Origin of the sequence: Parageobacillus galactosidasius (assembly GCF_002217735.1) — a bacterium.
Classification (GTDB): domain Bacteria; phylum Bacillota; class Bacilli; order Bacillales; family Anoxybacillaceae; genus Parageobacillus_B; species Parageobacillus_B toebii.
Map to the genome: position 1 here is coordinate 1,206,568 of NZ_NDYL01000002.1, position 26,349 is coordinate 1,232,916.

Annotated in this window: 26 protein-coding genes and 1 riboswitch; of the genes, 2 read left to right on the forward strand and 24 right to left on the reverse strand. The window is 42.3% G+C overall.

All coding sequences use genetic code 11. The features are described from left to right. Nucleotides 1-101 precede the first annotated feature (101 nt). The 7 genes from B9L23_RS15680 to B9L23_RS20595 all read right to left on the reverse strand — a co-directional run bounded on the left by B9L23_RS15680 (nt 102) and on the right by B9L23_RS20595 (nt 6,218). Nucleotides 102-1,493, reverse strand: a complete 1,392-nt coding sequence (locus tag B9L23_RS15680) for a helicase-related protein (RefSeq protein WP_245842437.1) — start codon at nt 1,491-1,493, stop codon at nt 102-104. After that, nucleotides 1,490-1,756 carry an SNF2-related protein gene (locus B9L23_RS21460; RefSeq protein WP_342745117.1) on the reverse strand — a complete coding sequence of 89 codons (267 nt, stop codon included), beginning with the start codon at nt 1,754-1,756 and terminating at the stop codon, nt 1,490-1,492. The genes B9L23_RS15680 and B9L23_RS21460 overlap by 4 nt, the downstream gene beginning before the upstream one ends. Nucleotides 1,757-1,760: 4 nt before the next feature. Then, nucleotides 1,761-2,120: an SNF2-related protein gene (locus tag B9L23_RS21465; RefSeq protein WP_281255496.1), complete on the reverse strand. Its 360-nt coding sequence runs from the start codon at nt 2,118-2,120 to the stop codon at nt 1,761-1,763. Nucleotides 2,121-2,704: 584 nt separating this feature from the next. Next, entirely contained in the window at nt 2,705-4,381 is a 1,677-nt protein-coding gene (locus B9L23_RS15685) for a hypothetical protein (RefSeq protein WP_089097986.1), read from the reverse strand. 32 nt (nt 4,382-4,413) lie between these two features. After that, nucleotides 4,414-4,863, reverse strand: a complete 450-nt coding sequence (locus tag B9L23_RS15690) for a ribbon-helix-helix domain-containing protein (protein WP_089097987.1) — start codon at nt 4,861-4,863, stop codon at nt 4,414-4,416. A 617-nt stretch (nt 4,864-5,480) separates the two neighbouring features. Then, nucleotides 5,481-5,870: a hypothetical protein gene (locus B9L23_RS15695; protein ID WP_089097988.1), complete on the reverse strand. Its 390-nt coding sequence runs from the start codon at nt 5,868-5,870 to the stop codon at nt 5,481-5,483. Between the two features lie 180 nt (nt 5,871-6,050). After that, nucleotides 6,051-6,218, reverse strand: a complete 168-nt coding sequence (locus tag B9L23_RS20595) for a hypothetical protein (protein ID WP_169712578.1) — start codon at nt 6,216-6,218, stop codon at nt 6,051-6,053. A 112-nt stretch (nt 6,219-6,330) separates the two neighbouring features. Between B9L23_RS20595 and B9L23_RS15700 the strand changes: the two genes are divergently transcribed. Further along, complete coding sequence (locus B9L23_RS15700; protein WP_141103874.1) at nt 6,331-6,819, forward strand: hypothetical protein; 489 nt, start codon at nt 6,331-6,333, stop codon at nt 6,817-6,819. Between the two features lie 424 nt (nt 6,820-7,243). Here B9L23_RS15700 and B9L23_RS15705 read toward each other — a convergent pair whose 3' ends face one another. From B9L23_RS15705 to B9L23_RS15720, 4 genes are all read right to left on the reverse strand, one after another. Beyond that, nucleotides 7,244-7,399, reverse strand: coding sequence for a helix-turn-helix domain-containing protein (locus tag B9L23_RS15705; protein ID WP_089097990.1), 156 nt, complete (start codon nt 7,397-7,399; stop codon nt 7,244-7,246). Between the two features lie 316 nt (nt 7,400-7,715). Continuing rightward, complete coding sequence (gene sdhB / locus B9L23_RS15710) at nt 7,716-8,477, reverse strand: succinate dehydrogenase iron-sulfur subunit (protein WP_015864710.1); 762 nt, start codon at nt 8,475-8,477, stop codon at nt 7,716-7,718. 3 nt (nt 8,478-8,480) lie between these two features. Then, nucleotides 8,481-10,238, reverse strand: coding sequence for a succinate dehydrogenase flavoprotein subunit (gene sdhA / locus B9L23_RS15715; RefSeq protein ID WP_015864711.1), 1,758 nt, complete (start codon nt 10,236-10,238; stop codon nt 8,481-8,483). Nucleotides 10,239-10,273: 35 nt separating this feature from the next. Then, nucleotides 10,274-10,882 carry a succinate dehydrogenase cytochrome b558 subunit gene (locus B9L23_RS15720; RefSeq protein ID WP_062753111.1) on the reverse strand — a complete coding sequence of 203 codons (609 nt, stop codon included), beginning with the start codon at nt 10,880-10,882 and terminating at the stop codon, nt 10,274-10,276. A gap of 274 nt (nt 10,883-11,156) precedes the next feature. Between B9L23_RS15720 and B9L23_RS15725 the strand changes: the two genes are divergently transcribed. Beyond that, the gene (locus B9L23_RS15725) at nt 11,157-11,612 is read left to right on the forward strand and encodes a YslB family protein (RefSeq protein ID WP_089097991.1); all 456 of its coding nucleotides are present in this window, start codon (nt 11,157-11,159) and stop codon (nt 11,610-11,612) included. A gap of 29 nt (nt 11,613-11,641) precedes the next feature. On the opposite strand, the gene B9L23_RS15730 is transcribed toward B9L23_RS15725, so the two are convergent. From B9L23_RS15730 to B9L23_RS15790, 13 genes are all read right to left on the reverse strand, one after another. Further along, nucleotides 11,642-12,865, reverse strand: coding sequence for an aspartate kinase (locus B9L23_RS15730; protein ID WP_089097992.1), 1,224 nt, complete (start codon nt 12,863-12,865; stop codon nt 11,642-11,644). 113 nt (nt 12,866-12,978) lie between these two features. Continuing rightward, nucleotides 12,979-13,159, reverse strand: a riboswitch (Lysine riboswitch). A 69-nt stretch (nt 13,160-13,228) separates the two neighbouring features. Beyond that, complete coding sequence (gene uvrC, locus B9L23_RS15735) at nt 13,229-15,001, reverse strand: excinuclease ABC subunit UvrC (RefSeq protein WP_089097993.1); 1,773 nt, start codon at nt 14,999-15,001, stop codon at nt 13,229-13,231. A gap of 18 nt (nt 15,002-15,019) precedes the next feature. Continuing rightward, nucleotides 15,020-16,459 (reverse strand): nucleoporin-interacting protein, encoded by a 1,440-nt coding sequence (locus B9L23_RS15740; protein ID WP_089098345.1) that lies wholly within the window; start codon nt 16,457-16,459, stop codon nt 15,020-15,022. 77 nt (nt 16,460-16,536) lie between these two features. Next, the gene (locus B9L23_RS15745) at nt 16,537-17,463 is read right to left on the reverse strand and encodes an FTR1 family iron permease (RefSeq protein WP_015864717.1); all 927 of its coding nucleotides are present in this window, start codon (nt 17,461-17,463) and stop codon (nt 16,537-16,539) included. 28 nt (nt 17,464-17,491) lie between these two features. Further along, entirely contained in the window at nt 17,492-18,250 is a 759-nt protein-coding gene (locus B9L23_RS15750) for a hypothetical protein (protein WP_081188815.1), read from the reverse strand. A 100-nt stretch (nt 18,251-18,350) separates the two neighbouring features. Next, nucleotides 18,351-19,112: a glycosyltransferase family 2 protein gene (locus B9L23_RS15755; RefSeq protein WP_062753121.1), complete on the reverse strand. Its 762-nt coding sequence runs from the start codon at nt 19,110-19,112 to the stop codon at nt 18,351-18,353. Continuing rightward, nucleotides 19,072-20,571 (reverse strand): alkaline phosphatase family protein, encoded by a 1,500-nt coding sequence (locus B9L23_RS15760; RefSeq protein WP_089097994.1) that lies wholly within the window; start codon nt 20,569-20,571, stop codon nt 19,072-19,074. The genes B9L23_RS15755 and B9L23_RS15760 overlap by 41 nt, the downstream gene beginning before the upstream one ends. Beyond that, nucleotides 20,568-21,512: a lysylphosphatidylglycerol synthase transmembrane domain-containing protein gene (locus tag B9L23_RS15765; RefSeq protein ID WP_089097995.1), complete on the reverse strand. Its 945-nt coding sequence runs from the start codon at nt 21,510-21,512 to the stop codon at nt 20,568-20,570. Before B9L23_RS15765 ends, B9L23_RS15760 begins: the two co-directional genes overlap by 4 nt. Further along, nucleotides 21,502-22,443, reverse strand: a complete 942-nt coding sequence (locus B9L23_RS15770; RefSeq protein WP_081188819.1) for an NAD-dependent epimerase/dehydratase family protein — start codon at nt 22,441-22,443, stop codon at nt 21,502-21,504. The genes B9L23_RS15765 and B9L23_RS15770 overlap by 11 nt, the downstream gene beginning before the upstream one ends. Before the next feature lie 107 nt (nt 22,444-22,550). After that, the gene (locus tag B9L23_RS15775) at nt 22,551-23,741 is read right to left on the reverse strand and encodes a hypothetical protein (RefSeq protein WP_062753128.1); all 1,191 of its coding nucleotides are present in this window, start codon (nt 23,739-23,741) and stop codon (nt 22,551-22,553) included. Between the two features lie 344 nt (nt 23,742-24,085). After that, complete coding sequence (gene trxA / locus B9L23_RS15780) at nt 24,086-24,400, reverse strand: thioredoxin (RefSeq protein WP_081188820.1); 315 nt, start codon at nt 24,398-24,400, stop codon at nt 24,086-24,088. A gap of 171 nt (nt 24,401-24,571) precedes the next feature. Beyond that, nucleotides 24,572-25,549 carry an electron transfer flavoprotein subunit alpha/FixB family protein gene (locus B9L23_RS15785; protein WP_015864730.1) on the reverse strand — a complete coding sequence of 326 codons (978 nt, stop codon included), beginning with the start codon at nt 25,547-25,549 and terminating at the stop codon, nt 24,572-24,574. A 25-nt stretch (nt 25,550-25,574) separates the two neighbouring features. Beyond that, nucleotides 25,575-26,348 carry an electron transfer flavoprotein subunit beta/FixA family protein gene (locus B9L23_RS15790; protein ID WP_015864731.1) on the reverse strand — a complete coding sequence of 258 codons (774 nt, stop codon included), beginning with the start codon at nt 26,346-26,348 and terminating at the stop codon, nt 25,575-25,577. Nucleotide 26,349: the final 1 nt, after the last annotated feature.

A 26,349-nucleotide genomic window follows, 5' to 3' on the forward strand; every position in this document is an offset into this window, starting at 1 on the left:
GATCGTTGGTGATTTTGAGACGTTTCATGCAGAATTCCGCTCCTTTTCCATGCTTTTCCTTAGGAGCAGTATAACCGGAGTGGGCACCACTTATACGAAGGTTAACTTTTCAATGAGCATATATATAGATTGATTTTCAAACGAGTATGAACATCTTCGTCAAAATTCTCTAAAAGAGCACGATGTGTTTCAGCCATTCTGCTGGCAATAGATTGTTCAAGCTCTTCTTGTAAAGCTTGAAACCCTTGTTTAATTTCTTCGGGTGTCCGGCACTGTTGATAGATAGCCAGGATACGCTTCTCAAAGTCAACTCCTGATTCAATCGCACCAAGAACCTCATCTGAGGCTCCAAGAACACCAGTGAACAAATTAAATTTTTGTTCGAGCAATTCATAAACACGTTGGTCTGCTTCATTTCGTTGATTGAGGAAGTTTATTACTACGACATCATGCTTTTGCCCGTAACGATGACAACGTCCGATACGCTGTTCTATTCTTTGTGGATTCCAGGGCAAGTCATAGTTAACCACTAGAGAACAAAACTGCAAATTTACTCCTTCTGCTGCGGATTCTGTAGCAATCATAATCTCTGCTTTTTCACGAAAATGCTCTACCAAAGCGGCACGCATATCTGCAGTTCGGGAGCCACTTATTGTTCCGTCCCCACTCTTCCCATGTCTATCCAACCATCTCTCATATATCATCTTGGATTCCGCATCTGTATTGGTTCCATTAAACAATACAATCTTACCAGCATAACCATTGGCTTCAAGGAAGTTTTTCAAATATTCTTGTGTCCTTCTAGATTCTGTGAAAATAAGTGCTTTACGGTTAGCCTGCATCTCCTGCATTTTCTCAAAGCCTAATTCCAAGGCTTTAAGTAATGCACGCGATTTACTATCAATCTGAATCGAACGGGCCCAAAGAATATAACGTTCTAATTCTTCAATTTCAGCTTCAAGCTTTTCTTTGTTAACGTTGATTTGTTCAGCGGTTGCTGCTACCTCTTCCCTATCGAAACCCTCTGTTTCCAATTCCATTCCCTCATCGGACAAGTCAGAACCCATTTCATCTTCTTCAATAATGTTCTCAATCCAATCTGCCTCCTCCTGTTGTAAAAGACCATCTCGTAATTTCTCAAGACGCTCTTTCATCGTTGTAAGTGTCCCTGCAAGCGCTTGGGAGGATGAAGCAAGTAATTTTCTTATAATCAATGTGGTTAACGTTCGCTGCCTTTGCGGTATAGCATAAGTATCTTCTCGCATTAAAAATTCGGAAATTGCTTGATATAACGCTTGCTCATCGTCACTCGGGTGAAAAGGGAAAGTAATTGGCCTTCTCTCCGTATACTGTATGTATTCTAAAACCTGCCTCCTTAATGTACGATGGCAGAACCCTTTGAGACGCTCTTTTAGAGCCCGTAAATCCCCTTTACTGTTCATGTACTGCGCCCGAAAAGCGGTAATATCTCCAAACAAATGTTCATCAATCAAAAGTGACAACCCGTACAATCTAACAAAGAATTCTGTAACGGCGTAGCCGTTAAGAGGATTTTCTTTCTGTTTTCAAGCGCCCATTTAATTCCTTGGCCCATTTTGTTGCTACTTCGATAAACATTGCGTAGTTTATGCGCTTCATCTATGACAACCAAGTCCCATGGTACTAAACGAATCTCATTTCTCATTTTATTTGCAAACTGGTACGACGTGATGATTATCGAGTTCTGTAGGAAAGGATTTGAGTGCCCCTGTCTTATAGCTTCACGATATGTTTTTTGTTTCTAAAATAAGGCTTGGTAAATTGAACTTCTCTTGCAACTCCATACTCCATTGTTTACGGAGTGAAGCAGGACAAATAATTAAGAGTTTTCGTTTTCTCTCGGCCCAAAATTGGCAAAGAATTAAACCAGCTTCAATTGTTTTCCCTAATCCTACTTCATCAGCCAGTAAGACTCCCTTGGATAATGGGGAACGTAATGCAAATAACGCTGCTTCTATTTGATGAGGATTTAAATCAACGGTAGCATCAAACAGGGACCGGGATAACTTCTCGACATCATCCACGACTGAACGTCTCGTTATTTCATATGCATAATATTTCGAATGATATGGTGTACTCATATTCGTTATTTGCCCCTCCCATAGAAAGCATTGTGAAATGCTTACTTTTTACAAATTGCCCCCTAATCGCTTGCATACTACATATATTAAACTATTTATTATATAACTATATAATGAAATCCTTCAATTAGTAAATCACTTGCTTGGTTTTTGACCATAGTTAAATTCTATATCTATTTTCTCATCCTTTGTTCAACTATCTTGCCCGTAAGCTACCCATGCATCGCCTCGCGACACGACAGATGATGAAAGTTAATTCGTTCTTCCATGGAAGAGTGGTTAATTAAACTATCGTTTCTCGTTAGTCAACCACGCTGCTGATGCAGCACACAGATTATGGAGGTAATCCCGTTCTTCCATGTGGAGTTTAATTGTCACTGTAGCTTTGTACCTTTTTGGTACTTCATAAAAGCAGTCAGACTGTCTGAAACTCCAAAAAAATGTTACAGAAGTAGGGCAAGGCACAATCATTACTATTGAAAGACCCCCATCACTGGTGACGAGGGGATGATAAATTAGAAAACTGGTGTATAGATTCCTATATATATTAATCAGAGAAATAGGGATAAACATAATAACTATGGTTAATCGTCGTATGATTCAGGAAATTTTTCAGTTGAGAGAAATTTTTCGTCCAGATATTTCAAAAAGGTCGTTGCTTGTTCAAGAATCTCAGCGAACGCTTGCGCTAAAGGTCTCTCCTCCAATTTGAAATACGCAGCTCCTCTCTGGTATGTGTCTCCCTTTCGGTGACCCGCACCTATTCGTAAATCCCATAAAGACCTTAGGAACTTAATATATGATTCGAAGTCCATTAAGCCTTGTGCTTCTAGAAACTTAGCTAGCTTAGCGATTCCCTTTGTATTATTTGGCAATTCCTCAGGGATATGTTGTTCTATCTGCTTTTCGTTAAGAGAGTCAATAAGAACTTTTGCTAACGAGAGAACCTGTTGGTCAAATTCGTGCTGTTCGTTCGTAATCGGAACTCTGAGAGCTTTGAAGTTATGTTCGTCGTCCTCTGATAGCGGTTTGAAAAGCGGCCAGCCAAATTTCTTCTGCCATTTTTTTTGGAAAACATTGAATTGTAATTTGAAAACCAAATCAGCTTTTTCAGGGTCTGCAAACTCGCCTAGGAAGTTCCGTTTCCAATTTACATCACTAATTGTACCGTCCGGTGTTACGTTAAAGCTTTTCCAGTATGCCCTTTCCCCAGGTGGTAAGTCTCTACCGAGGTCGCCTAAATACACCACAACATACTTTTCATGGTTGTTATCTATACGAAGCCCCCATAACCCACCACACCTCAAATAGCCATCCTCCACGGAATAAAGCTCTGGCTTGGAGTAATATTTAGTCAGTACATCACGCCGAAAGAACACAGGGGTTAAATAATGAGGAGCTCCCGGATTCTTACCGAAGTAATCGGCCAGCTCATTTGGGTTACAAGTATAAAAAACTGGCTCTCCATTCTCGTCAGTATCGATTATGAATTCTTCGTATTCTTCCTTTTCCTGTTCATTATAAGGCCAAATTCCACTTTTCTCCTTTGGTACTCCAGGAATCAACTTTTTACCCTCTATCCTTGAGAGCAATGGTTTGTTATCATAAATGGGATACTTAGATTCCTCAATAAAAATGTGGTAGCGAATATTCCCCTCTTTTACTGTCTTGCGAACTTCTTCCATTAGCCCATAATCTTTGAGACTTTTATTTGAATATCTGTCAATAGAGAAATAAATTGCTAAATGCATTTCCTTAATAGCTAAAAACTGTTTGAGGTACTTCAACTTTATCTGTACACGGTCTTCCTCAAAAAGGATAACATCTTCCTCGTTTCCACTATCATCAATCTTAATGAACTTGTTATTAACTGTATCGTGGTAAAGATTGTGGAATAGACGGAACTCCTCGGAAACCTCAACATAATCATTTTTGATTCCGTGGAACTGACGGTATAATATTAGTGGTTCAATCCCGTCATCATCCCCAAACCTATGATATTTAACCTGTTTAACACCATTTGTATAGGATACAGAGAATCCCGGCATACCATCCCCGATGTGTAAGTCCCAAGATTCGTTGTTAAGAGATTCTTCAATCTTGGAATTAGGGATTAGTGCACTAAAGAAATAGGTAGCTCCCCAATCACCTCTGTGACTTGAATACACAGTAATCCACTGTTCTTGACCTAGTTTATCATGGATATAAGCAATCCAATCCCTAAGGAGAATATCACCCGGTTCATCATTCTTTTTATACATACTGCTCCCGCCTTCCATAGAGCATTTATTCTCTAAAGTATCGCCTTTAGCTTTCTTAGAAACTCAGCAGTAAAGACATTCTTACTTACTGCATCAGCAAAAAGCATTAGTAATTCGTTTTCGTTAATATCAAGAGGTCTAAGTATTAAGCGTTCTTTATCGTTTTTGTTCCGCTTGTAATATGCAAAGCGAATTTCATCTTCACCACTTGCTTTTACATGGATTCTTTCGATGGTACAAATGAACTCACCAAGTTCAAGTCGTCCTTGCTTCAAAAGGTCACAATACGCTGTGCTTTTTAGAACTTCACTTTTTTCCTGCGTTTCCTTGTTTAAGTCGATAACGCCAAATTCAACAAGAAGCTTTGAAACTGCTAAACCAATCAAAGAATTCTTACTAATTTTTGTTTTCTCAGACAAGTCGTTTAAGGCATCATCTAAATCTTGAGCAAGATACATGTTGAACCTAGTCTTCTCTTCCATTACGTTCCCTCCCATAGTTCATTTTGCACTTTGTGTTATCCTGCCATATAGTATCATTTTAACATATAGTGTTATTTTAACACACATCGTTATCATGGTCAATTTATCCAAAATATAATTTTGGTTATTTTTGATATTTGTTATCGTCTTTAAATTTCAATGATTTTAAAAATAAAAAACACCAACCAGACGTGTTAAAATAAACACACACTGGCGGTGCTCCCGCTTAAAAATGGAATATTTAACTATACTCAATAATAACTGAACCATTTACGCTTGTAACTCTTAATGTTGAGGCTTACACACCTTACATTCTCTTACTCCGAACTTTGTTTTGGCTTCCTCAATTGTATCGGAATAAAAATCATTACCTGTTTTATTTTTATTATTCAATACCTTTTTCCCGAATCCCTCCTCCGTTACAGTTCGGCATATGTATCTTGTCATCTTCTTAGTTGTAATTATCCACGATTACGATAAATCCAGTTTTATTGCTTTTTACTTCTCTGAACTGTTCAAGTGTTTTAAGTTCATAAACCATGAATAGCCAACTCCTTTCGTTACGCTCATTTCATCATAAACTGAACCATTTACCTTTGTATATCTCAATATTAGTGTTATGGATGTTCGCCTCTTTCCCTTAGTCTTTTTTGCTTGTACTCCTTCTCTCTTCTCATTTCATGTTGTGTTTTCCATTTATTTGGCTCCTTGCTACCGTTCTTTCTCGGCAACTTTCCAAAATACTTTTCGTAGGTGCCATCCAAATAATAATCGAAGGGAAACGGAACACCAGCAAGAAGATTATCAAAATACACAAGCCGTTCAGCTACACCGTTTCCTTTGATGTTTCGGTCAGAAAGAAGGGGAACTGTCTTCATTAGCTGTCTTGCGAATGCTTTGGTTATCCGTTCGGTTTCTTTTGGTGATTCTCCATCGATTAAATTCCGATATTCGTCCATGTAGTCGATAAACACTTGATTTTGCTCGTCCGAGTATTCGTTGGACATCAAAATCCCTCCCTAAAGACTTTAAGATGCAAATTCAAGAAGCAAGCTACAGATTCCTCTATACCTAATTTAATACTATTGTATTTTTTCTTTTCATCTTGGATGTAAGTATATTCTCACAGTACCCATCCCTCGTAAGGTTTGGACAACCTATCTTCTTACATGGTTGAAAAGGCTTCTTCATCGGTTCTTGAACCACTCATAAGGAATTTTTGGACGAGTCGGACAGATATCGCAACCTTCACCTTTACACATTTCGCTCATCCATTGATTGCAATACAAACAAGCAAACGCATCAAGCGGTTCAATGAAATATATTTCACAATAGTCTTTGATACAATGGTTCATCCTCTTACCTCCTTTTTTCAAATAGTTCTGTGAAAGGTGAATGTTGATATCAGGCTAAAACATACATTTCATGGAAATAATGATTAAAAAATACATTGGAGGATTGGTTATCGTGTTTGAAAACATGTTTGAAAGCGAATTTGAAAGGAAAATTCGTGAGAACTATGAGATTTGGGATAGTGTAGCTCCCGAAACAATGATAGAAGCAATGCATCCATATTTCTGCAACTCTAAGAACAGAGAGTGGATATATCCACCTAGACCAACCATTCATGCTATGTACTTGTTTGGAAAGTTAAATAAAGAATTAACGAAAAAAAATATCCCATTTGATATGGCAGTAGAAGTGTGCGTAAGAAAAAAAGACACGGTAGCTTATTTTATTGATATTGCAATTTGGTGTAATAAAAAGAAATATGCAATCGAAGTACATACGGAAGGAAAATATAATGACAATAAAACAATAGAAAAGATTCGGAAAAAAAGAGAGTTTTTAGAGTCCTGCGGTTGGATTGTTGAGGAAATTTTTAACGGACAAGTAGAGGATGAGGAGTTTTTAAAATTAATAGTGGATGGTATTGTAGAAAGGTTGATAACGTGATGTTTTCCTTACCTTTCCTATTGATTGAGAGTCTACATTAAATCCACATTACAATGCAACAGAACCTCCAAATAAAAAAGGAGAAGGGGTTCCTTCTCCTTACGTGAGGATGCCTTTTGAAAAAGTATTAGAGGTTGTCCATATCCCCCCATAAGTTATTTCATGTTTACGAATCCGTTTTTGTTTCTTGGAGGTACGTGCGGCATCATTACTTAAAAACTTTTCCCACGTTTCTCACGATAATGTTTCCGTTTCATGGAGCGACACAGCTTGTCCAATTCTTGTTTGGCATAAAAGTCCATTTTTCCTCTCACCCTTAATACTGTCCCGTCTCCTCATATTTTTTTTATTGTTCCATATTTTTTATTTCATGTCATGTCTAAAATTTCTTTTATATCAGGCTTTTTCTTTATATGCATTCAAACTACATTTCATTCGAAATGTGGTTGCGAACCGTTTTTTCACTAATAAACAGTTCTCTGGCAATTTCTTTCGTCGTCTTATCTTGAACTAATAATTCAAATACCTCTCTCTCTCTTTTCGTTAGCAACGGCTTTGGTTGAAATGATTTATCCTTCAAGTATTGTAACCCTCCTTGCTTTCACTAGACCTGAACTACCGGATGGGTATTATTCACCATATAGTATGTGAAAGAAGGGGTTACGGTGACGGAATTTCGCTTATCTAATAGAAAAATAGGTATTTTTTCTAAACAATTGCCGTTGCTTGGGACTGTTGGAGCATTTGTCTCATCTCATCGCTCCAAGGAACGCTTTTTGAAAGAAGGTAAACGACTTTTCCCATTGTTCCCATTGATCAATGTAATCAATCTGCTTCATTACATATCCCCCTAATAAAAATCCTCTTCATGAAAGCCATGAAGAGGATTTTCATCATTATACTTCGTCACTTCCGAAGAAGTTGCGGAACATTTGAATCGTCGCTTCACGGTTTAGCGCAGCGATCGAAGTGGTTAACGGAATTCCTTTTGGACAAGATTGCACACAGTTTTGCGAGTTACCACAGTTCGCTAAACCGCCATCACCCATAATCGCTTTCATCCGCTCCGCTTTATGCATCGCGCCTGTTGGATGCGCATTAAATAGACGTACTTGGGAAAGCGGTGCTGGACCGATGAAATTCGATTTGCTGTTGACGTTTGGACATGCTTCTAAACATACACCGCATGTCATACATTTTGAAAGCTCGTATGCCCATTGGCGTTTTCGTTCTGGCATACGCGGACCAGGACCTAAGTCATACGTTCCGTCGATTGGGATCCATGCTTTTACTTTTTTCAACGAGTCAAACATACGGCTGCGGTCTACTTGCAAGTCGCGAACTACCGGGAACGTACGCATTGGTTCCAAACGAATTGGCTGTTCTAATTTATCAATTAATGCTGTGCATGCTTGACGCGGTTTGCCGTTAATAACCATCGAGCAAGCGCCGCATACTTCTTCCAAACAGTTCATTTCCCATACAACTGGGGTTGTTTTTTGCCCTTTCGCGTTAACCGGATTACGGCGAATTTCCATCAGCGCAGAAATGACGTTCATATTCGGACGATATGGAATTTCAAATTCTTCTTCGTATGGCGCAGAATCAGGACGATCTTGACGTGTTATAATGAATCGAACCGTTTTTTTCTCGCTCATCGTTTATTTCACTTCCTCTTTCTTTTTCGTGTAGTCGCGTTTGCGTGGCTTAATCAACGATACATCGACATCTTCGTAGTGGAATGCCGGTCCATCTGGGGTATAGCGTGCCATCGTTGTTTTGAGCCACTCTTCGTCATTGCGCTCTGGAAACTCCGGTTTATAGTGTGCACCACGGCTTTCGTTGCGGTTGTAAGCGCCTAGCGTAATTACCCGCGCTAGTTGAAGCATATTATATAACTGACGAATAAATGTTGCGCCTTGGTTGCTCCATTTCGACGTGTCTGTAACACTGATGTTTTTATAGCGTTCCAACAATTCCTGGATTTTCTCATCTGTTTTCAACAACTTATCGTTGTAACGAACGATTGTAACGTTCGCTGTCATCCATTCGCCCAACTCTTTATGAAGCACATACGCGTTTTCTGTTCCATCCATGGACAAGATGTTGTTCCAACGCTCTTCTTCTTGTTTCACATAGCGGTCGTACAACGATGATGGCATTGCGTCTGCCGATTTTTCCAAACCGCGAATGTATCTAACCGCATTTGGTCCAGCAACCATGCCGCCGTAAATCGCTGATAATAAGGAGTTAGCTCCTAGACGGTTTGCGCCATGGATCGAGTAATCACATTCGCCAGCGGCAAACAATCCTTTAATGTTTGTCATTTGATCATAATCAACCCATAAGCCGCCCATCGAATAGTGAACAGCTGGGAATACTTTCATCGGCACTTTGCGAGGGTCTTCGCCCATAAATTTCTCGTAAATTTCAATAATACCGCCAAGTTTGATATCTAGTTCTTTCGGATCTTTATGAGAAAGATCAAGGTATACCATGTTTTCGCCGTTGATGCCGAGCTTCAAATCAACGCAAACGTGGAAAATTTCACGAGCCGCGATATCACGAGGAACAAGGTTTCCGTAAGCCGGATATTTTTCTTCAAGGAAATACCAAGGTTTTCCGTCTTTATATGTCCAGACTCTTCCGCCTTCCCCTCGGGCTGACTCACTCATGAGACGCAGTTTATCGTCTCCCGGAATCGCCGTCGGGTGAATTTGGATAAATTCCCCGTTTGCATAGTACGCGCCTTGTTGATAGACGATAGACGCTGCTGAACCTGTGTTGATGATCGAGTTCGTCGATTTTCCAAAAATGACTCCTGGTCCGCCTGTCGCCATAATGACCGCGTCCGCAGGAAACGCTTTAATTTCCATTGTTTTTAAATCTTGCGCAACGATTCCTCGGCAAATTTGTTCATCATCTAAAACAACGCCTAAAAACTCCCATCCTTCATATTTTGTGACAAGTCCAGCCACTTCATGGCGGCGCACTTGTTCATCAAGCGCATATAATATCTGCTGGCCTGTCGTTGCCCCTGCGTATGCAGTACGGTGATGCTGCGTTCCACCGAAGCGGCGGAAATCAAGCAACCCTTCAGGAGTACGGTTGAACATGACTCCCATGCGGTCAAGCATATAAATGATGCTTGGCGCTGCCTCACACATCGCTTTTACCGGAGGCTGGTTCGCTAAAAAGTCACCGCCATATACGGTATCGTCGAAATGTTCCCAAGGAGAATCGCCTTCCCCTTTCGTATTTACCGCACCGTTAATCCCACCTTGTGCACAGACAGAGTGAGACCGCTTAACAGGTACGAGCGAGAACAATTCTACAGGTACGCCTGCTTCCGCGATTTTAATCGTTGCCATTAGACCAGCTAGACCGCCACCAACTACTATGATTTTTCCTTTTTTCATTGCTACTCACTCCCTAAAAGATTGCTAGTTGTAGATTAAGCGAATGCCAAAATAGCACGAATGCCGACGATGGAAAGCGCGACAAAAATAAGCATTGTCACATAGGTGAAAACTTGTTGTGAACGAGGAGATACCGTTATACCCCAACTTACACAGAATGACCATAAACCATTCGCAAAATGGAATACTGTTGATAAAATTCCGACAATATAAAATGCAAGCATAGCCGGATTATCGACGATATTCGCCATCATTTCATAGTTTACTTCCGCACCAAGAGCGGCTTGAACACGTGTTTCCCACACATGCCATGTCACAAAAATTAACGTAAAAATTCCCGTTAATCGCTGCAGCATAAACATCCAATTGCGGAAATATCCGTAACGGCCGACATTATTTTTCGCCGTAAAAGCAATATAAAGTCCATAAATGGCATGAAACAACAGTGGAAGGAAAATGACGAATATTTCTAAAAAATAGCGAAATGGTAAATTCTCCATAAAGGAAGCAGCACGGTTAAACGCTTCCGGACCTTTTGTCGCAAAATGGTTTACGACTAAATGTTGTACTAAAAAGATCCCTACTGGAATGACTCCTAACAGCGAATGGAGCCGACGGTAATAAAATTCGCGATTTCCTGCCATATGTAAACCCCCTTTGAATAATAACGATGAAAAATTAATGCGCTCCCCATCCACAAAAATGAAAAGGTAATGATTCATAGAATGTAATTGCTTCCATTACCATAATCATTTTGTCACATTCATTGTACTCTCACATTGTACAAGCGTCAAGAAAACAAAGTCATAAAATGTTCAAACATTTGAATATTTAAACAACATCCAATCATAAGAAAGATAATGCATGCTCCCCTCCATTTCGCTATAATGTTAGAGTAGATAGAAAGAGGGGAAGCATGTGAAACTACCATCGCTAGAAGAACAATATAAAGCATTAGAAGACATTCATATTTCCGCATTTGGCTCTGAACTGATTCGGCAAATTCTTCTTCCTGAATTGCTCGGAAAAGAAACAGCAAGCATTTTATACTGGGCTGGTAAAAGCTTGGCGCGCCATTATCCGCTAGAAACGATATCCGATATCATCACGTTTTTTGAAAAAGCTGGATGGGGAACCCTTTCCGTTTTGGAAGAAGGAAAGGACGAGCTTCACGTTGAGTTGACAGGTCCGATCATCGCCGCGCGATTTGCTCTTCACGAAAATTGTACATTTCAGTTGGAAGCAGGATTTCTAGCCCAACAAATTGAGCATCAAAAACGCCGCGTTGCCGAAGCGTTCGAACAACAAAAGAAACGTGCTAATAAAGTGTTAATCACCATTAAATGGGATCGCAAAGATGAAATAAATAGCTAAGAGCCTGCGAATGCAGGCTTTTGCCATTTTTATGAGCGCAGCGCTACGGTTTCTTCGGCAAGCTCGAATGCTTCGTGAAGCGCCTCGACGGCCGAAACCATATATTTTTCGTCAATGACCGTGGAAATTTTAATTTCTGACGTGCTGACCATTTTTATTTCAATGCCTTGATTCGCTAGCGCTTCAAACATTTGCGCAGCTACTCCCGGATTAGAAATCATACCGGAGCCGACAATCGATACTTTTGCTAAACCAGTTTCATATTGCACATTTGCTCCTTTTAACGATTGTAATACTTGGAGCGTTTCTTGCAGATCTTCCGTGCGAATCGAAAAAGAAACAGACGTTGTTTCGGAATTTGCCGCGCTTTGAATAATAATATCTACATTGATGCCACGGTTCGCAAGAGCCGTAAAAATGGTCGGCAATGTATATAAACTATTTTCGATTCCATCCACCGTTACTCTCGTTACTTGATCTTCAAACGCGATTCCTCGTACGATTAAATGCTGCTCCATCGAAACTTCCTCCTTTACCATCGTTCCTCTTTCGTTTTCCATGCTTGAACGCACTTCCAGCGGCACTTCGTAGTTTTTCGCAAATTCCACGGCGCGCGGATGCAATACCCCTGCCCCTAAATTGGCCAACTCAAGCATTTCATCATAGGAGATCTCTTTTATTTTTCTTGCTGTTTTCACATAACGCGGGTCTGTTGTAAACACGCCGGTTACGTCTGTATAAATATCGCATTTATCCGCTTTTAATGCTGCCGCTAGCGCCACCGCTGTTGTATCGGAACCGCCGCGGCCGAGCGTAGTAATTTCCCCAGTTTCCGTCACTCCTTGAAATCCCGCCACGATCACAATTGCCCCTTCATCAAGGTGGCGGTGGATTCTCGTCGTATCCATGTTCATAATTCGGGCATTGCCGTGCATTTCTTCCGTCATAATTCCCGCTTGCCATCCTGTCAATGAAACAGCTTTATATCCTTTTTCGTGAAGCGCCATTGCCAAAAGCGCGATGCTCACTTGTTCCCCTGTCGAAAGAAGCATATCCATTTCCCGTTTGCTAGGATGATTGGAAATTTGATTCGCTAAGTTGACAAGCTCATCAGTCGTTTTTCCCATTGCCGAAACAACAACGACAACTTCATTTCCTTTTTGGGCTTCCTCAATGACCCGATTCGCCACATGTTGAATTCTTTCGATGGAACCAACAGACGTTCCGCCAAACTTTTGTACAATGATTCCCAATTCGTCTCACCCTTTACCATGAATATCGTTTATTTGTTTGCAAATAAAAACAGCAATGAGAGAAATCTCATTGCTGTGCATCACGAAAGCGAAAAAAGCGAATTCGCCCCGCACAGTGAGATAGCTCTCCAAGATGAATCACATCTTGACAGCCCTACATTTCTTAAACGCAGGACCAGCGGAAAAAGCAATGAGACTTTTTCCACTTCGGCGACGCTCCCCTTTCCACACTCATCATCGGAACTCATTTTCCTCCGAATGTGTACTCTTGAAGTTCGCACCTCTATCTTCACTTCGGCGTTTGGAAGTGTATAAATATGAAATTTATTGCAATCATATCAAACTTTCGTATTGTTGACAATATTATTCTCGCAATTTCTTATAAATTTTTTCAGCAACAGAGCGCGGAATGTTTGCTTTTTGCAATTCTTCTACCGTTGCTTCTTTCATGTTTTTAATGGATCCAAAATGCTTTAATAACGCTTTTTTTCGCTTTTCCCCAACGCCGGGGATGTCATCTAACACAGAACGAAACATCGTTTTTCCACGCGTTTGCCGATGAAAGGCAACCGCAAACCGATGCACTTCGTCTTGGATGCGCTGCAATAAATAAAACTCTTGGCTGTTTCTTTCTAATGGAACAACTTGCGGCGGATCCCCCATGATTAACTCGGATGTGCGATGCTTGTCGTCTTTGGCAAGCCCAGCGAGCGGAATATCAAGTCCTAATTCGTTTTCAAGCACATCCCTTACCGCAGCTAAATGCCCTTTTCCTCCGTCAATAATAATCAAATCGGGAAGTGGGAGGCCTTCTTTGAGCACGCGAGTATAACGTCTTCTTACCACCTCGCGCATCGATTCATAGTCATCCGGTCCCTCTACGGTTTTGACTTTATATTTGCGGTACTCTTTTTTCTCCGGTTTTCCATCGATAAAAACTACCATGGCTGAAACAGGATCCGCGCCATGAATATTGGAATTGTCAAACGCCTCAATGCGATGCGGGGTCGGAATTCCTAATATTTTTCCTAAGTTTTCCACAGCTTTGATCGTTCGTTCTTCATCCCGCTCAATTAAGTAAAATTTTTCTCTCAAAGCAATTGCCGCATTTTTGCTTGCTAAATCAACCAGTTCTTTTTTCTTTCCTTTTTTCGGCTGAACAACCTTTACTTCCAGCAGCTGCTCGGCAAGTTCGCCGTCAATGTCAGCAGGCAAAATGACCTCTTTCGGCTTAAAGTGGTTCGCTTTGGTATAAAACTGTCCTAAAAACGTCAGCAATTCCTCATCTGGGTCTTGATACATCGGAAACATCGATACATCGCGCTCGATCAACTTTCCTTGACGAATGAAAAATACTTGTACGCACATCCATCCTTTGTCATAGGCATAACCGAACACATCGCGATCAACGAAATCGTTCATGGTCATCTTCTGCTTTTCCATCGTTGCTTCAATATGGGCAATTTGATCACGGTATTCTTTTGCCCGTTCGAATTCGAGCGCTTCGGCTGCTTTCATCATCTTTTCTGCAAGCTCTTCTTTTACTTCTTTATACCCGCCGTTTAAAAAGCGGACGATTTGTTCAACGATTTCTTTATTTTGTTGTTCGGACACCGGATGCACGCACGGTGCAAGACATTGTCCCATATGATAATATAAACAAACACGGTTCGGCATGGTCGAGCATTTGCGCAACGGATAAATGCGGTCTAACAGTTTCTTCGTTTCGTTTGCCGCCTGTACATGCGGATACGGCCCGAAATATTTTCCGCCGTCTTTTTTCACTTTTCGCGTAATGATTAGGCGAGGATGCTTCTCCGCGGTAATTTTTATAAACGGATAGCTTTTGTCATCCTTAAGCATCACGTTATATTTTGGATCGTACTTTTTAATTAAGTTCATTTCCAAAATGAGCGCTTCGATGTTCGAAGAAGTGACAATATATTCAAAATCGGCAATTTCGTTGACAAGCCGCAGCGTTTTTCCGTCATGCGTTCCGGTGAAATACGAACGCACGCGGTTTTTCAGCACTTTTGCTTTGCCGACGTATATGACCGTACCGTTTTTATCTTTCATCAAATAACATCCCGGCTGCTCCGGGAGCACAGCTAATTTTTCTTTTAAGTGATCATGCATCATAATCACTCCATCAAATTAATTCATCCATTCATACAGCGTAATGTTTCCGTACACTGGATCTGCGAGTGTGCTGGAACGATATGTTTTCACTTTCCGCACATGGCGTGAAAGGGAAATCCCTTGCGCTTGAAAGCCTTTGACCACATGATCTGTCATATAAATTTTAACATGTCGATAGTTCTTCTTGTCTTGTAAAAAAAATGAAAAATGCAGCACGTCTTTATGCGGAAAGTCCACATCGAGGTATTGCAGCACGCGTGTTTCTTCCCATGTATACAGAACAAATTTCTCTTTACTATTTTGTAAATCATACGCTAATTGATAGGTTGCTGGCAACTGTAATGCTTGTTCGCGCATATGCCATGTTCCCGTTGCGAGTTGTGCGGCTAACACTGCCAGCGCTATGCTCCATCGGTACATAGACATATGATTGCGGAGAAAGCAAATCCATCCGTACAACAAAACAAGATGAACAAGCGGGAGAATATGGCGCGGTTTTTCGATATTTTGCGCAAATAACCCCCAAAGAAAATAAACGAATCCAGAAATAAGAAGCCAGCGCGGGAACGTGGACTTCCTTGACTTCCATATCGCTGTCCATACAACCATATACAAAAAAAGCAAGATCACGTTTTGGCTTGCTATCCCTGTCCATAAAATATTATAAAAGAAAAAGTAAATCATTCGCTCCCATAACGGCTGCCCGTCGCTTACCGCCGTTCCCCCCCATTCCTTGAAATGGCCGCTCGTAAATGAAAGAGCCAGTTTGAAAAAGGATTGGAAACTTCCTTCCGTCGCCGCGACCGCAGCAATCCAAATAAATTGAAAAAAGGCAGCGGACGTCAAAAAACAGCCGATTCGAAAGGCACTGCGATGTTTTTTCCAATCTTCGTACCATAAAAACAAAATCGCCACCGCAAATGGAGCATACGACAAACGGATTCCCATTAACAAGCTAAACAAGGCAAGCGGAAGTAGCTGTATCCACCATGCATCTCGCTTTCTTGCCAATTCGATGGACCAAAAATACCACCACAGCACCGCCAGCGCCGCGCCGTCCGACATCGGCTGCCCCGCAATCACCATGATATAGCTTGCCGACTGGAGGAGCGTGCTAATGAACAATGACATGGAAGTCGAGAAATGCTTTTTTAACAGGAGAACGATCGGAATCGTTGCCGAAAACAATGTAACGATATTAAAGACGGATAGCGCTTTCGCCGGATTGTCAACAAATGTACGAATAAACATGCCGCCCAACACGAAATATGGATAGCCCGGAAAATGCGGCTGCATGGCCAATAAATCATAACGGTCTAACGCCAATGCAAAATCGACTTGATCCCATGTTGCCGCATAAGGGCTTGCATAATAGATTTCTACGAAAAACAAACATAATAAAATGACTAAACTGAAATATGACAAAAGTCGATTATTTCCTAGAAAATGCTTCAGCATCTTTCTCCCCTTTTTCTACATGGCACATATTTGGCAAAAAAGACGAAAAAGCACAAGGCTAAGCCTTGTACTTTTTACATTACCTTTTTCGTTTTTGGTTCAAGCGCTTGGACGGTTGTTGATTGCTCCACATTTTTCTTATTTGTGTTGCGGCTTGTAACTAATAAATAAATCACGACAAAATATCCAATATAGGCGATGATTTCTTCAATGGATGGCATGGACGAATAGCCGAAGAGCGCTTTTAAAAACACGCCAACTTCTCCTGAAAAGACAGGTGCGACGCCATGATCGCGGAGATAATGTTCATAATCAATCGGATGTTCTGGAAGCAGCCATGTTAAATCATATACATGCGGCATCACGCTGCCGATGATATTTAAATCCTGGAGCATGGAAATGCCTTGGACTAATAGTCCCGCGGCAATCAATACGATGAACGCTCCGGTTACTTTAAAGAACGTCTTCAGCGGAATGCGCATCGTTCCTTTGAAGAAAAGGTAGCTGACGATCGCCGCAATCGCAATTCCTGTCACTGCTCCCCATCCTTTCATCGCCGCACCGATGTTTCCATGGGTAATCGCGGCAAAGAAAAAGACCGTTTCGACACCTTCACGGAGCACAACTAAAAACGAATGAATAACCATTCCAACGACATTGCCGGTCGTAATAAATTGATCCATCTTTCCTTCGATGCTTTTTTTCATATTGCGGCTATGCTCGGCCATCCAAAAGACCATTTGTGTCAGCAAAATCGCCGAAACAAACATAATGCCGATCTTTAAGTACATTTCGCTTCCCATCGCGGCAAATCCAGTGAGCACGACTTGGAAAAGAATCGCAACCCCAAAGCTTGCTAAAACCGCTAATCCTGCTCCAAGCCAAACGTACTTCGTATATTCTTGATGGTTGACGCGCTTTAAATAAGACGTAATAATTCCGACAATCAACAGCGCCTCGAGCGCCTCGCGAAATGTAATCAACAGCGCTTGAACTTCCATCGTATGTCTCCCCCTTTGTTTCCATCCGTCACGCCCGCTTGCGGCGCCATGAATACACAACAACCCCAGCAATCACCACAATAAGAATTGCAATCGGAATCCAGTTTTTTAATTCAGATAAGTCCGTCCATTCTTTTTTCTCTACTTCTTGCGGCTTTTCCGTTTCACTTTCCGAAAAATGTCCCACCTTCAAACTTTTCAACCCAAATTGCTTTTGCAATGACGTTAAAATCATGTCCTTGCTTTTCTTAAATTGTTCCTTGTTCGCTTTCTTTTCGCCGACGCCAAACAATCCAGGGTTTCCTAACGACTGCAGCGCCTTATCAAATTCATCCCTCAACTGCTTGTCAAGGGCCGCGTCTTTCGCCTGCACGATTGGAGAAAGCGCTTCGTATGTAGCAAATGCCTTCGCTAATAACCGTTTGCTCGTATCATATTGCTCAAAATTTTTCTCGATATTTTCCAACCGGCGTGCAACATTTAAAACAAGAATTTTTTCCATATTTTTTAAAACAGCTTTTTTATCCTTTTTATCAAGCGCCGATAATACTGCTTGCGAAGGCTCCGTTCCCATATGCATATCAATTTCCTCTTTGACCGTTTCGAAAATTTTGAGCGCCTCCGCAAAGTTTGGCGGCTGTTCGTTTAACTTTTCCGACATTTGTTTATAAACTTCTGCTACTTTTTCTTCATTCGGGTCGCCATAGGAGTACGCAAAAGCAGAAATCGGAACACTATTGAGAATGAATATCATCGCTAGAGAAAAAAACAAACAAAATCGCCTCATTATCAATCTCCTCCTACATCATCAATGATAATGATTATCATCTTCTATGTCAATATACTCATGAAAAAACTCCCTTTCCTGTTCGGAAAAAGGAAAGGGACTACGAACATTGTTTTTCAGTTATGCTTGGAAGACGGTGGGCGTCTTCATCAATTACCACTTTTTTTACCGGCCGCCGCATCTCCTTCCAAATCGCTGGAATAACAGCCGTGACATACGCTCGAAATTTAATAAATGACTGTCCCGTTGTCCGCACTTGATAGCGAATCGGCACTTCTTTTACACGAAACCCTTTGCGGACTAAATTTAACGTAATCACTTGCGCGTAGTTATAATCATGGATGATCTCGGCGTGCTCCATCGCTTGCCGGGAAAAGGCGCGCATTCCCGATTGACCGTCATAAATCCATGTTCGAAGAAGAAGCGATTGCAGAAATGTAAAGAAGTAATTGCCAAGACGGCGATGCCATTTCATCCCGCGAATCGTGCCAAGAAAGCGCGAACCCATCGTATAGTCCGCTTCTCCAGCAAAAATCGGAGCAAGCAAATCCGGGATTTGTTCTGCCGGATATTCGTTGTCCGCATCAATCATCACGCCGATATCCGCACCGAGACGGAGACATTCCCGCAATCCTTGACGTACAGCGGCACCAAGCCCGCGGTTTTCCTGCATTTGATAAATGTAATCAGCACCCGCTTCTCTCGCGGCTGCTGCTGTGTTATCGGTCGAACCATCATCAATCACTAATACTTTCACATCCACACAAGGATGAAAATGGCGGGGAATCTTGCGAATGACCTCGCCAATCGATTGTTCCTCATTATACGCTGGTAAAAAGACGATCACTTTTTGCTTCTTCATCCTCTGCTTCCCTCTTTCGAATCGCTTCCGTTAGTACGGGCCCGCGGCTATGGCTAGGATACGGAGCGCCCAGCAAATAAGCAATCGTCGGCGCCACGGACACCAAACTTTTCTTTTCATCGATCCGCTTTCCTTGCTCAATGGCCGGGCCATATAAGAAGAATGGCACAAATCGTTCTCCTTCATCCAAATGCCCGTGTCCTCCGATGCCGTCCGCTTGTCCGTGATCGGCGCAAATGATTAACGTTGCGTTTTTTAATTTTCCTTTCTGTTCGAGCCACTCAACGTACTCCTTGATAAGCGCGTCCGCTTCTTCTATTTTTTGAAGATATTCCTCGTATAATACACCGCGGCTGTGCCCTGTTTGGTCTGTGGCAATTAATTGAACGATGAGCAAATCAGGATCTTGTTCTTCCATAATCCGTTTGGCGCGTTCAATGATGTTACGGTCAGCTACGTCATTATGCATGACCGCTGTTACCGTTTCGACATCATCTCCAAACGAATCGACGAGATGGGCAATGCCAAGCAGCCGTCCCGTTTTCCCTACTTTCCTTAGTGAATCAAAAATGCTTTCTACTTTGATGCCAAGCTTCCATACCATGTTAGAGCGGATGCCGTGTTCAAACGGATAGGTTCCGGTAAACATCGACGTAAAACAAACGACCGTCCGCGCCGGATAGACCGTCTCCATTTGCGCAAACTCCGTCCCATGTTGCCGCAGCCATTTTAAAAATGGCGCATTGGCTTGCTCAAACCGATCTTTCCGCATACCGTCGATGACAATCACAATGACTTTCTCATTGATTGGCTCTTTTGGAACGCTGGCATTATTGGTGTATGTCGGAATGATTTTTGGCTTCCAGTCAAATAATTGGCTGTGCAAGAGGAAAGAAAACAAAAAAACACCCGCATAATAGAACGCAAAGCCGGCAAGAGAAAGATCGCCTGCCTCCCCTTCCAGCTGTACGTACACATATTGCCAAATCGACAAAAGCAGCAAAAATTTCGGCAGCTGTTCTTGCGCGTTTCCGCTTGTCGAATCACTATTTTTCAACACTAACTTCCAAAAACGGGTAAAATTCCACCATGATGTCCCAATGCGCAAATGATAGTAAAGCGTTCCCCAAAAAAAGACGGTAAAGAAAAAATATAGACCCAGCGCCAGGCCTAACAGCTTAAGGTCGGCAAACTGCCAAACGATTAAAAACACAACGTATGGAATCCATAAATAATTTCGCAAAAATAACGGATAGTCGTACATATAATAGATGATAAAAAGTGGAAGCACCGCGAGAAAACCTAAGAGCCAGTGCTTCATATGCTCGATGGTGCCGAAATCGGCAAGATGGTAGATCGCCATCGTCCCGATAACGAAAATCGGTGTAAACGGTTTTCCCTCGTTCAGCAAATTCCAACATCGCGCCGCTACTTTTTCCAATCTTGAAGCTTCTTTCATCGTTTCTCCCTTCCTTTTTTCCAAGCCGCCCAGACGAACGAAATATCTCTTGGAGACATAAACAGTACGGCAATGCCAGCCAAATAAGAAAACGCAAATTTAAACGCATGGGTCATCATCGCAGCCATATACGCGCCGCTCCAGTCCGGTACGATTCTCGTAATTGCAAACGCCATTACCGCTTCATACGTCCCCAGCCCGCCTGGAGCGATTTGAAACACTTGGCCAGAAACAGTAATGCTGTTGACCCACGCGGATTCTAAAAATGTTAACGACATTCCAAGCGTGTTGGTCATCTCATAAATGACAACCGCCTCACACAGCCAGCTAAGCGCAATCATACTCACCATATAGACGCCTCGTCTTCCTCTTAACGCGCTTTTTATCATGTGATGGTGTTTGCGAATCCATTCCACATCCGATTTGCGTAACAACAAAACAGCAATTGCACAAACACCGATTATTCCGACAACACCAATAACCGTTGCGTTTATTGCAGGAAAACGATGGACGTATGCATACATTCCCCATGCGGACAAAAGGCATAAAACAAGCATGTCCAAAAGCCGCATCACCGCCACCGAATGAATGGCTTCATCGACAGAAACGTCCTTTTGTTTTGCTAAAACAGCCACACGGGCAATATCGCCTACTTTGAACGGAGCGATATGATTAATAAGCAAACTGAAAAAGATGCCTTTGGCGTATACAATCAAAGAAATTGGTTTTCCTACGTATGACTTCCATGCCAGCGCCCTTAGCCAAAAAGAAGCGCCGTATATGATCAACATCCATGCCAGCGTGTCCGGTCTTTGAAAAAGCAGGTAGAGCTGCCTAAGAAGCTCTTCTCCATCGAAATAGCGATATGTCAGCCATAGAAAAACAAGAACAAGCCCGGCTCCGGCCAGCCTCACCGCTATCGTTGCGTGCTTACGTTTCATACATCCTTGCCCACGCGACCGTCCGCGCAAGCCCGTCCTCGAACGTTACGCTTGGTTTGTATCCGAACGCCCGCTCGGCTTTCGTAATGTCTGCCCATGTCGCTTTCACATCTCCCTTTCGCTCCGGAGCGTATCTCACCTTCATCGTTGGAAAATGCGTTTTAAGTTCTTGCAGCAATCGCTCCATCGTGATCGGGCGCCCCGATCCTAAATTAAATACATCATTTCCGCCTCGACGGTCGAGCGCCGCTATCATTCCGCTGACGACATCGTCCACAAACGTATAGTCTCTTGCTGTCTGCGTTCCGTACACGACAATCTCTTCGTCATGCAACAGATGGCGGATAAACTTGCTGATTGCCATATCCGGTCGGCCCCACGGACCGTATACGGTAAAATAGCGAAAAATCGTCATCTGATAGCCGAATAGATGGGCATACGCATGGCAAAACGACTCCGCTCCGTATTTTGCGGCGGCATATGGCGAAACGACTTCTCCCGTTGCCATCTCTTCTTTCAGCGGTACGTTTCCTTGATTGCCGTAGACGGACGAAGAAGAGGCGAATAACACATGCCCGACTCCGGCTTCCCCCGATGCCTTTAACACGTTAATCGTCGCTTTAATATCATAATCGACATAATCAAGCGGCTTAAGAAGCGAATTTGGAACGCCCGGCAGCGCCGCTAAATGATATACACAGTCCGGCTGATAGCGGCGAAACAATTTTTCCGTTTTTTCACCATCTAATAAGTCAATGCGATAAACGGGAAGACTTCCTCCCGTCAACTCACGAAATTGCCGATTTTTTCGTTCCACAGAGTAATAAGGATGAAAATTATCAATGACCGCCACATTGTGCCCAAACGAGAGCAATTTGGCAACAAGATGGCTGCCGATAAACCCGGCTCCCCCTGTAACGAGAATTTTCAATGGATTCACCTCAAAATCGATTAATTCCTACTAGCATATTACCATACAGTTTTGCTTCATAAGAAGGCAAAAAACCTTGCTAAAGAACAAGGTTTTTTGCCTTATCGTTATTTTGCCTTTTCAATAACAGTGTTTAACGTTGCTTCTAATTGAGAAAGAAGTTTTTCTCCCTCTGCTTTATTTTTTGTTTTTGCCGCCTCAAGGTAGCGCTGCGCCTGATCATTCAATGACGCATAAGCTTGATCGCCTAACAGCGTTTTTAAGTCACTTTCCATCATATTAATAAATAAAGCGCCTTCTAACGCAGTAATCACCGATTTATCTTGCCCCCAGCTTTCTTTGCTTTCTTCATATTCATGAAGCGCCACCTTTGCCCAGCCGCGGACAAACGCTTTATTGATCGCTGCCGGATCTAGGGTTTTCACATCTGTTTGCAAATCAAATTGTTTTAAAATGTAGTCCGCTTCTTCTGGCGCATGCTTTTTCATATATGGATATACAGATTGATAAAATGCCCATCCTTCTGCTTGTTCGACTTTCGCTTCTTTTTCATCCTGCTTCGCCGCATTTGCCGCCTTTGAAGCATAGCCGTGCGGAAGCGCTCCTGTCGCTAAATAAAAGGTTTTCATCAACGTTTTATCCACGACTTGCTTTCCTAAGGAGAATGCGAGCAAATCGTCTTTTGCAGCCGCATCTTCAATTTGTGCAAACGCTCCATTAATCGCGTCCGCTAACTTTGTTCCATAAGCGGCGTCACGCTTTTCTACCGTTGGCTGTAAAATCGCGTAAAACTGCTTCGCTTCTTCGATTTCTTCTTTCACCGCTTCTTTATTTGCCCAATTTTCCTCTACTTCAGTAAACTCATGCTTGATTGTCGTATAAAATACTTTTTGCATAAGCTTATCAAAGATTTGTTTGACGACTACTGGATCGAGCGAGCCATCTTTCCCTGCCGCCAGCGCAGTAGTAATATGCTGGTCAATCGTATCTTGAAATTCGGCGTCACGTTTTTGCACAAGCGTCTGTAAATTTTCTTCATATAGTTTTGTTACTTTATCAAAATCAACTTTTTGCCCTTGCTTTGCTTTTTCCAGCTCGGCAATCGCCTGTTTAAACACATCGGCATAGTTTATCTCTTCTTTTTTCTCTGTTTCCGCTGGCTTTTCTTCTTTTTGTTCAGCGGCTGTTTGTTCTTTTTCCTTTGTTTTGGTTGTTGCCGTTTCCTCGCTGTTTGAGCAAGCTCCCATCATTACCGCAAACGCTGTAAAAACAGCAAGCAGCTTCCATTTAACTGACATTATGTATCCCCCCGACGCTTCTTTGATAATGATTTTCATTAACACAAATTGATTATAATAGATAATGATTATCAGAGTCAATCATGTTTTCCATAAAAGAAAAGAGCTTGCCGTTGTTTTGGCAAGCTCTGCTATTGTATTATACTTTGATAAATGAAGGGAAAAACTCATTCCCGACAATTTCTCCTTGGATAGACGATGCGGCTTGTTTTCCATGATTTAACAGTAAGTTCAGCTGCCCGGTATGCTTCTTCTAAATGCGGGCAACCGGATAAAATAAAGTATTGGAAATAAAAAAGAGATTCAGACAATATATTGCCTGAATCTTTTTGAAGAAAAATGAATTATACGTGTTTTTCCAATAGTTGAACAAGCGCTTCTTTCGGCTGATAGCCGATCGTTTTGTCAACAAGTTCGCCATTTTTGAAAACAAGCAATGTTGGAATGCTCATCACGCCGAACTTAGACGCTGTTTCTGGGTTTTCGTCGACGTTTACTTTTACGATTTTTACTTTGTCTCCCATTACTTGATCTACTTCTTCAAGAACCGGCGCAACCATGCGGCAAGGTCCACACCATGGCGCCCAGAAATCGACTAATATTAGGCCTTCTTTCGTTTCTGCCGCAAATGTTTGATCTGTCGCATTTACAATCGCCATTTTAAATTCCTCCTATTCGCTATGATACTGTAAGCAAAGTATATCACGTAATGGAGTTTAGTGCGAATATTTTGCTTCGTTTCTAATATTCGCTTTCTGGCAGGAATTATGCCTTCGAGCAGACAGCAGAAAACGAGCAAAGCAATTCGCTTTGCCCGTTTCGTAAAAAATTTACGAATGCACTTTTAATTTTTTAAATTCTTCCGTTAACAACGGAACAACTTCGAACAAATCTCCGACAATACCGTAATCAGCGACTTTGAAAATGTTTGCCTCTGGGTCTTTGTTAATCGCTACGATGACTTTCGAGTTCGACATACCAGCTAAATGTTGAATCGCTCCGGAAATCCCGCAGGCGATATAAAGGTCTGGCGTAACGACTTTCCCAGTTTGGCCGATTTGAAGCGAATAATCGCAATATCCCGCGTCGCACGCACCGCGTGATGCACCGACAGCACCGCCTAATACTTCGGCAAGCTCTTGCAGCGGCTTAAAGCCTTCCGCGCTTTTCACACCGCGTCCGCCGGCAACAATGACTTTCGCCTCAGATAGGTCGACTCCTTCCGCTGTTTTACGAACGACTTCTTTTACAATTGTACGCAAATCTTTAATGTCGACAGAAACGTTCGATACTTCTCCGGAACGCGATTCATCACGTTCTAACGGTTGAATGTTGTTCGGACGAACAGTGACAAAAATGATGCCGTCTGTAACGATTTTCTTTTCAAACGCTTTTCCAGAGTAAATCGGACGTGTAAAGATAAGGTTGCCCCCAGCTTCTTCCACAGACACCACGTCGGAAACAAGGCCAGAGTTTAATTTGACCGCTAATTTCGGCGATAAGTCTTTTCCTAATGAGGTATGGCCCAATACGATCCCTTCTGGGTTTTCCGCGTCAATCACTGCTTTCAGTGCTTGAGAATAGCCGTCAGATGTATAATTTTTTAAATTTGGATGCTCTACCACAACGACGCGGTCGGCGCCGTGGAAAAATAACTCATTGGCATACGATTGGACGCTTTCGCCGACAAGGACGGATACGACTTCCCCGCCTTGGGCAATCGTTTTTGCCGCTGCGATCGCCTCAAACGAAACGTTTCTTAATGATCCATCACGAACTTCTGCTAACGTCAGTACTTTGCGTGCCATCTTTCAGTCCCCCTATTATGAAAAATTACACCACTTTTGCTTCTGAACGTAAAAGTTGAACAAGCTCTTTTACTTGATCAGCGATTTCACCTTGAAGAATTTTTCCCGCTTCTCTTTTTGGCGGCAAGAATATTTCGATCGTTTTCGTTTTCGCCGCAACATCGTCTTCATCCAAATCCAAGTCATCTAATTCCAATTCATCTAGCGGTTTCTTTTTCGCCTTCATAATGCCTGGAAGCGAAGGATAGCGCGGCTCGTTAAGTCCTTGTTGCGCTGTCACAAGCAGTGGAAGCGACGTTTCGATCACTTCTTCGTCTCCTTCCACATCGCGGACGATCGTTACTTTATCGCCGTCAATATCTAGTTTCGTAATTGTCGTCACATACGGGATTCCCAGCAATTCCGCTACGCGCGGACCAACTTGTCCCGAACCGCCGTCAATGGCGACATTTCCTGCCAAAATCAAATCAGGGTTTTTGTCTTTTAAATATTCGGCAAGAACTTTCGCCGTTGTGTATTGATCTTGTTCTTCAACATCTTCTTCAATATTAATGAGCACCGCCTTATCGCATCCCATCGCTAGCGCCGTACGCAATTCTTTTTCCGCATCCTCATTGCCCACCGTCACAACTGTTACTTCACCGCCATGTTTGTCGCGTACTTGAATCGCTTCCTCAATTGCGTATTCATCGTACGGGTTGATAATAAATTCTGCTCCTTCTTCGTTTACTCTGCCATCTGCAATCGTAATTTTTTCTTCTGTATCGAATGTGCGCTTCATTAAGACGAAAATGTTCATG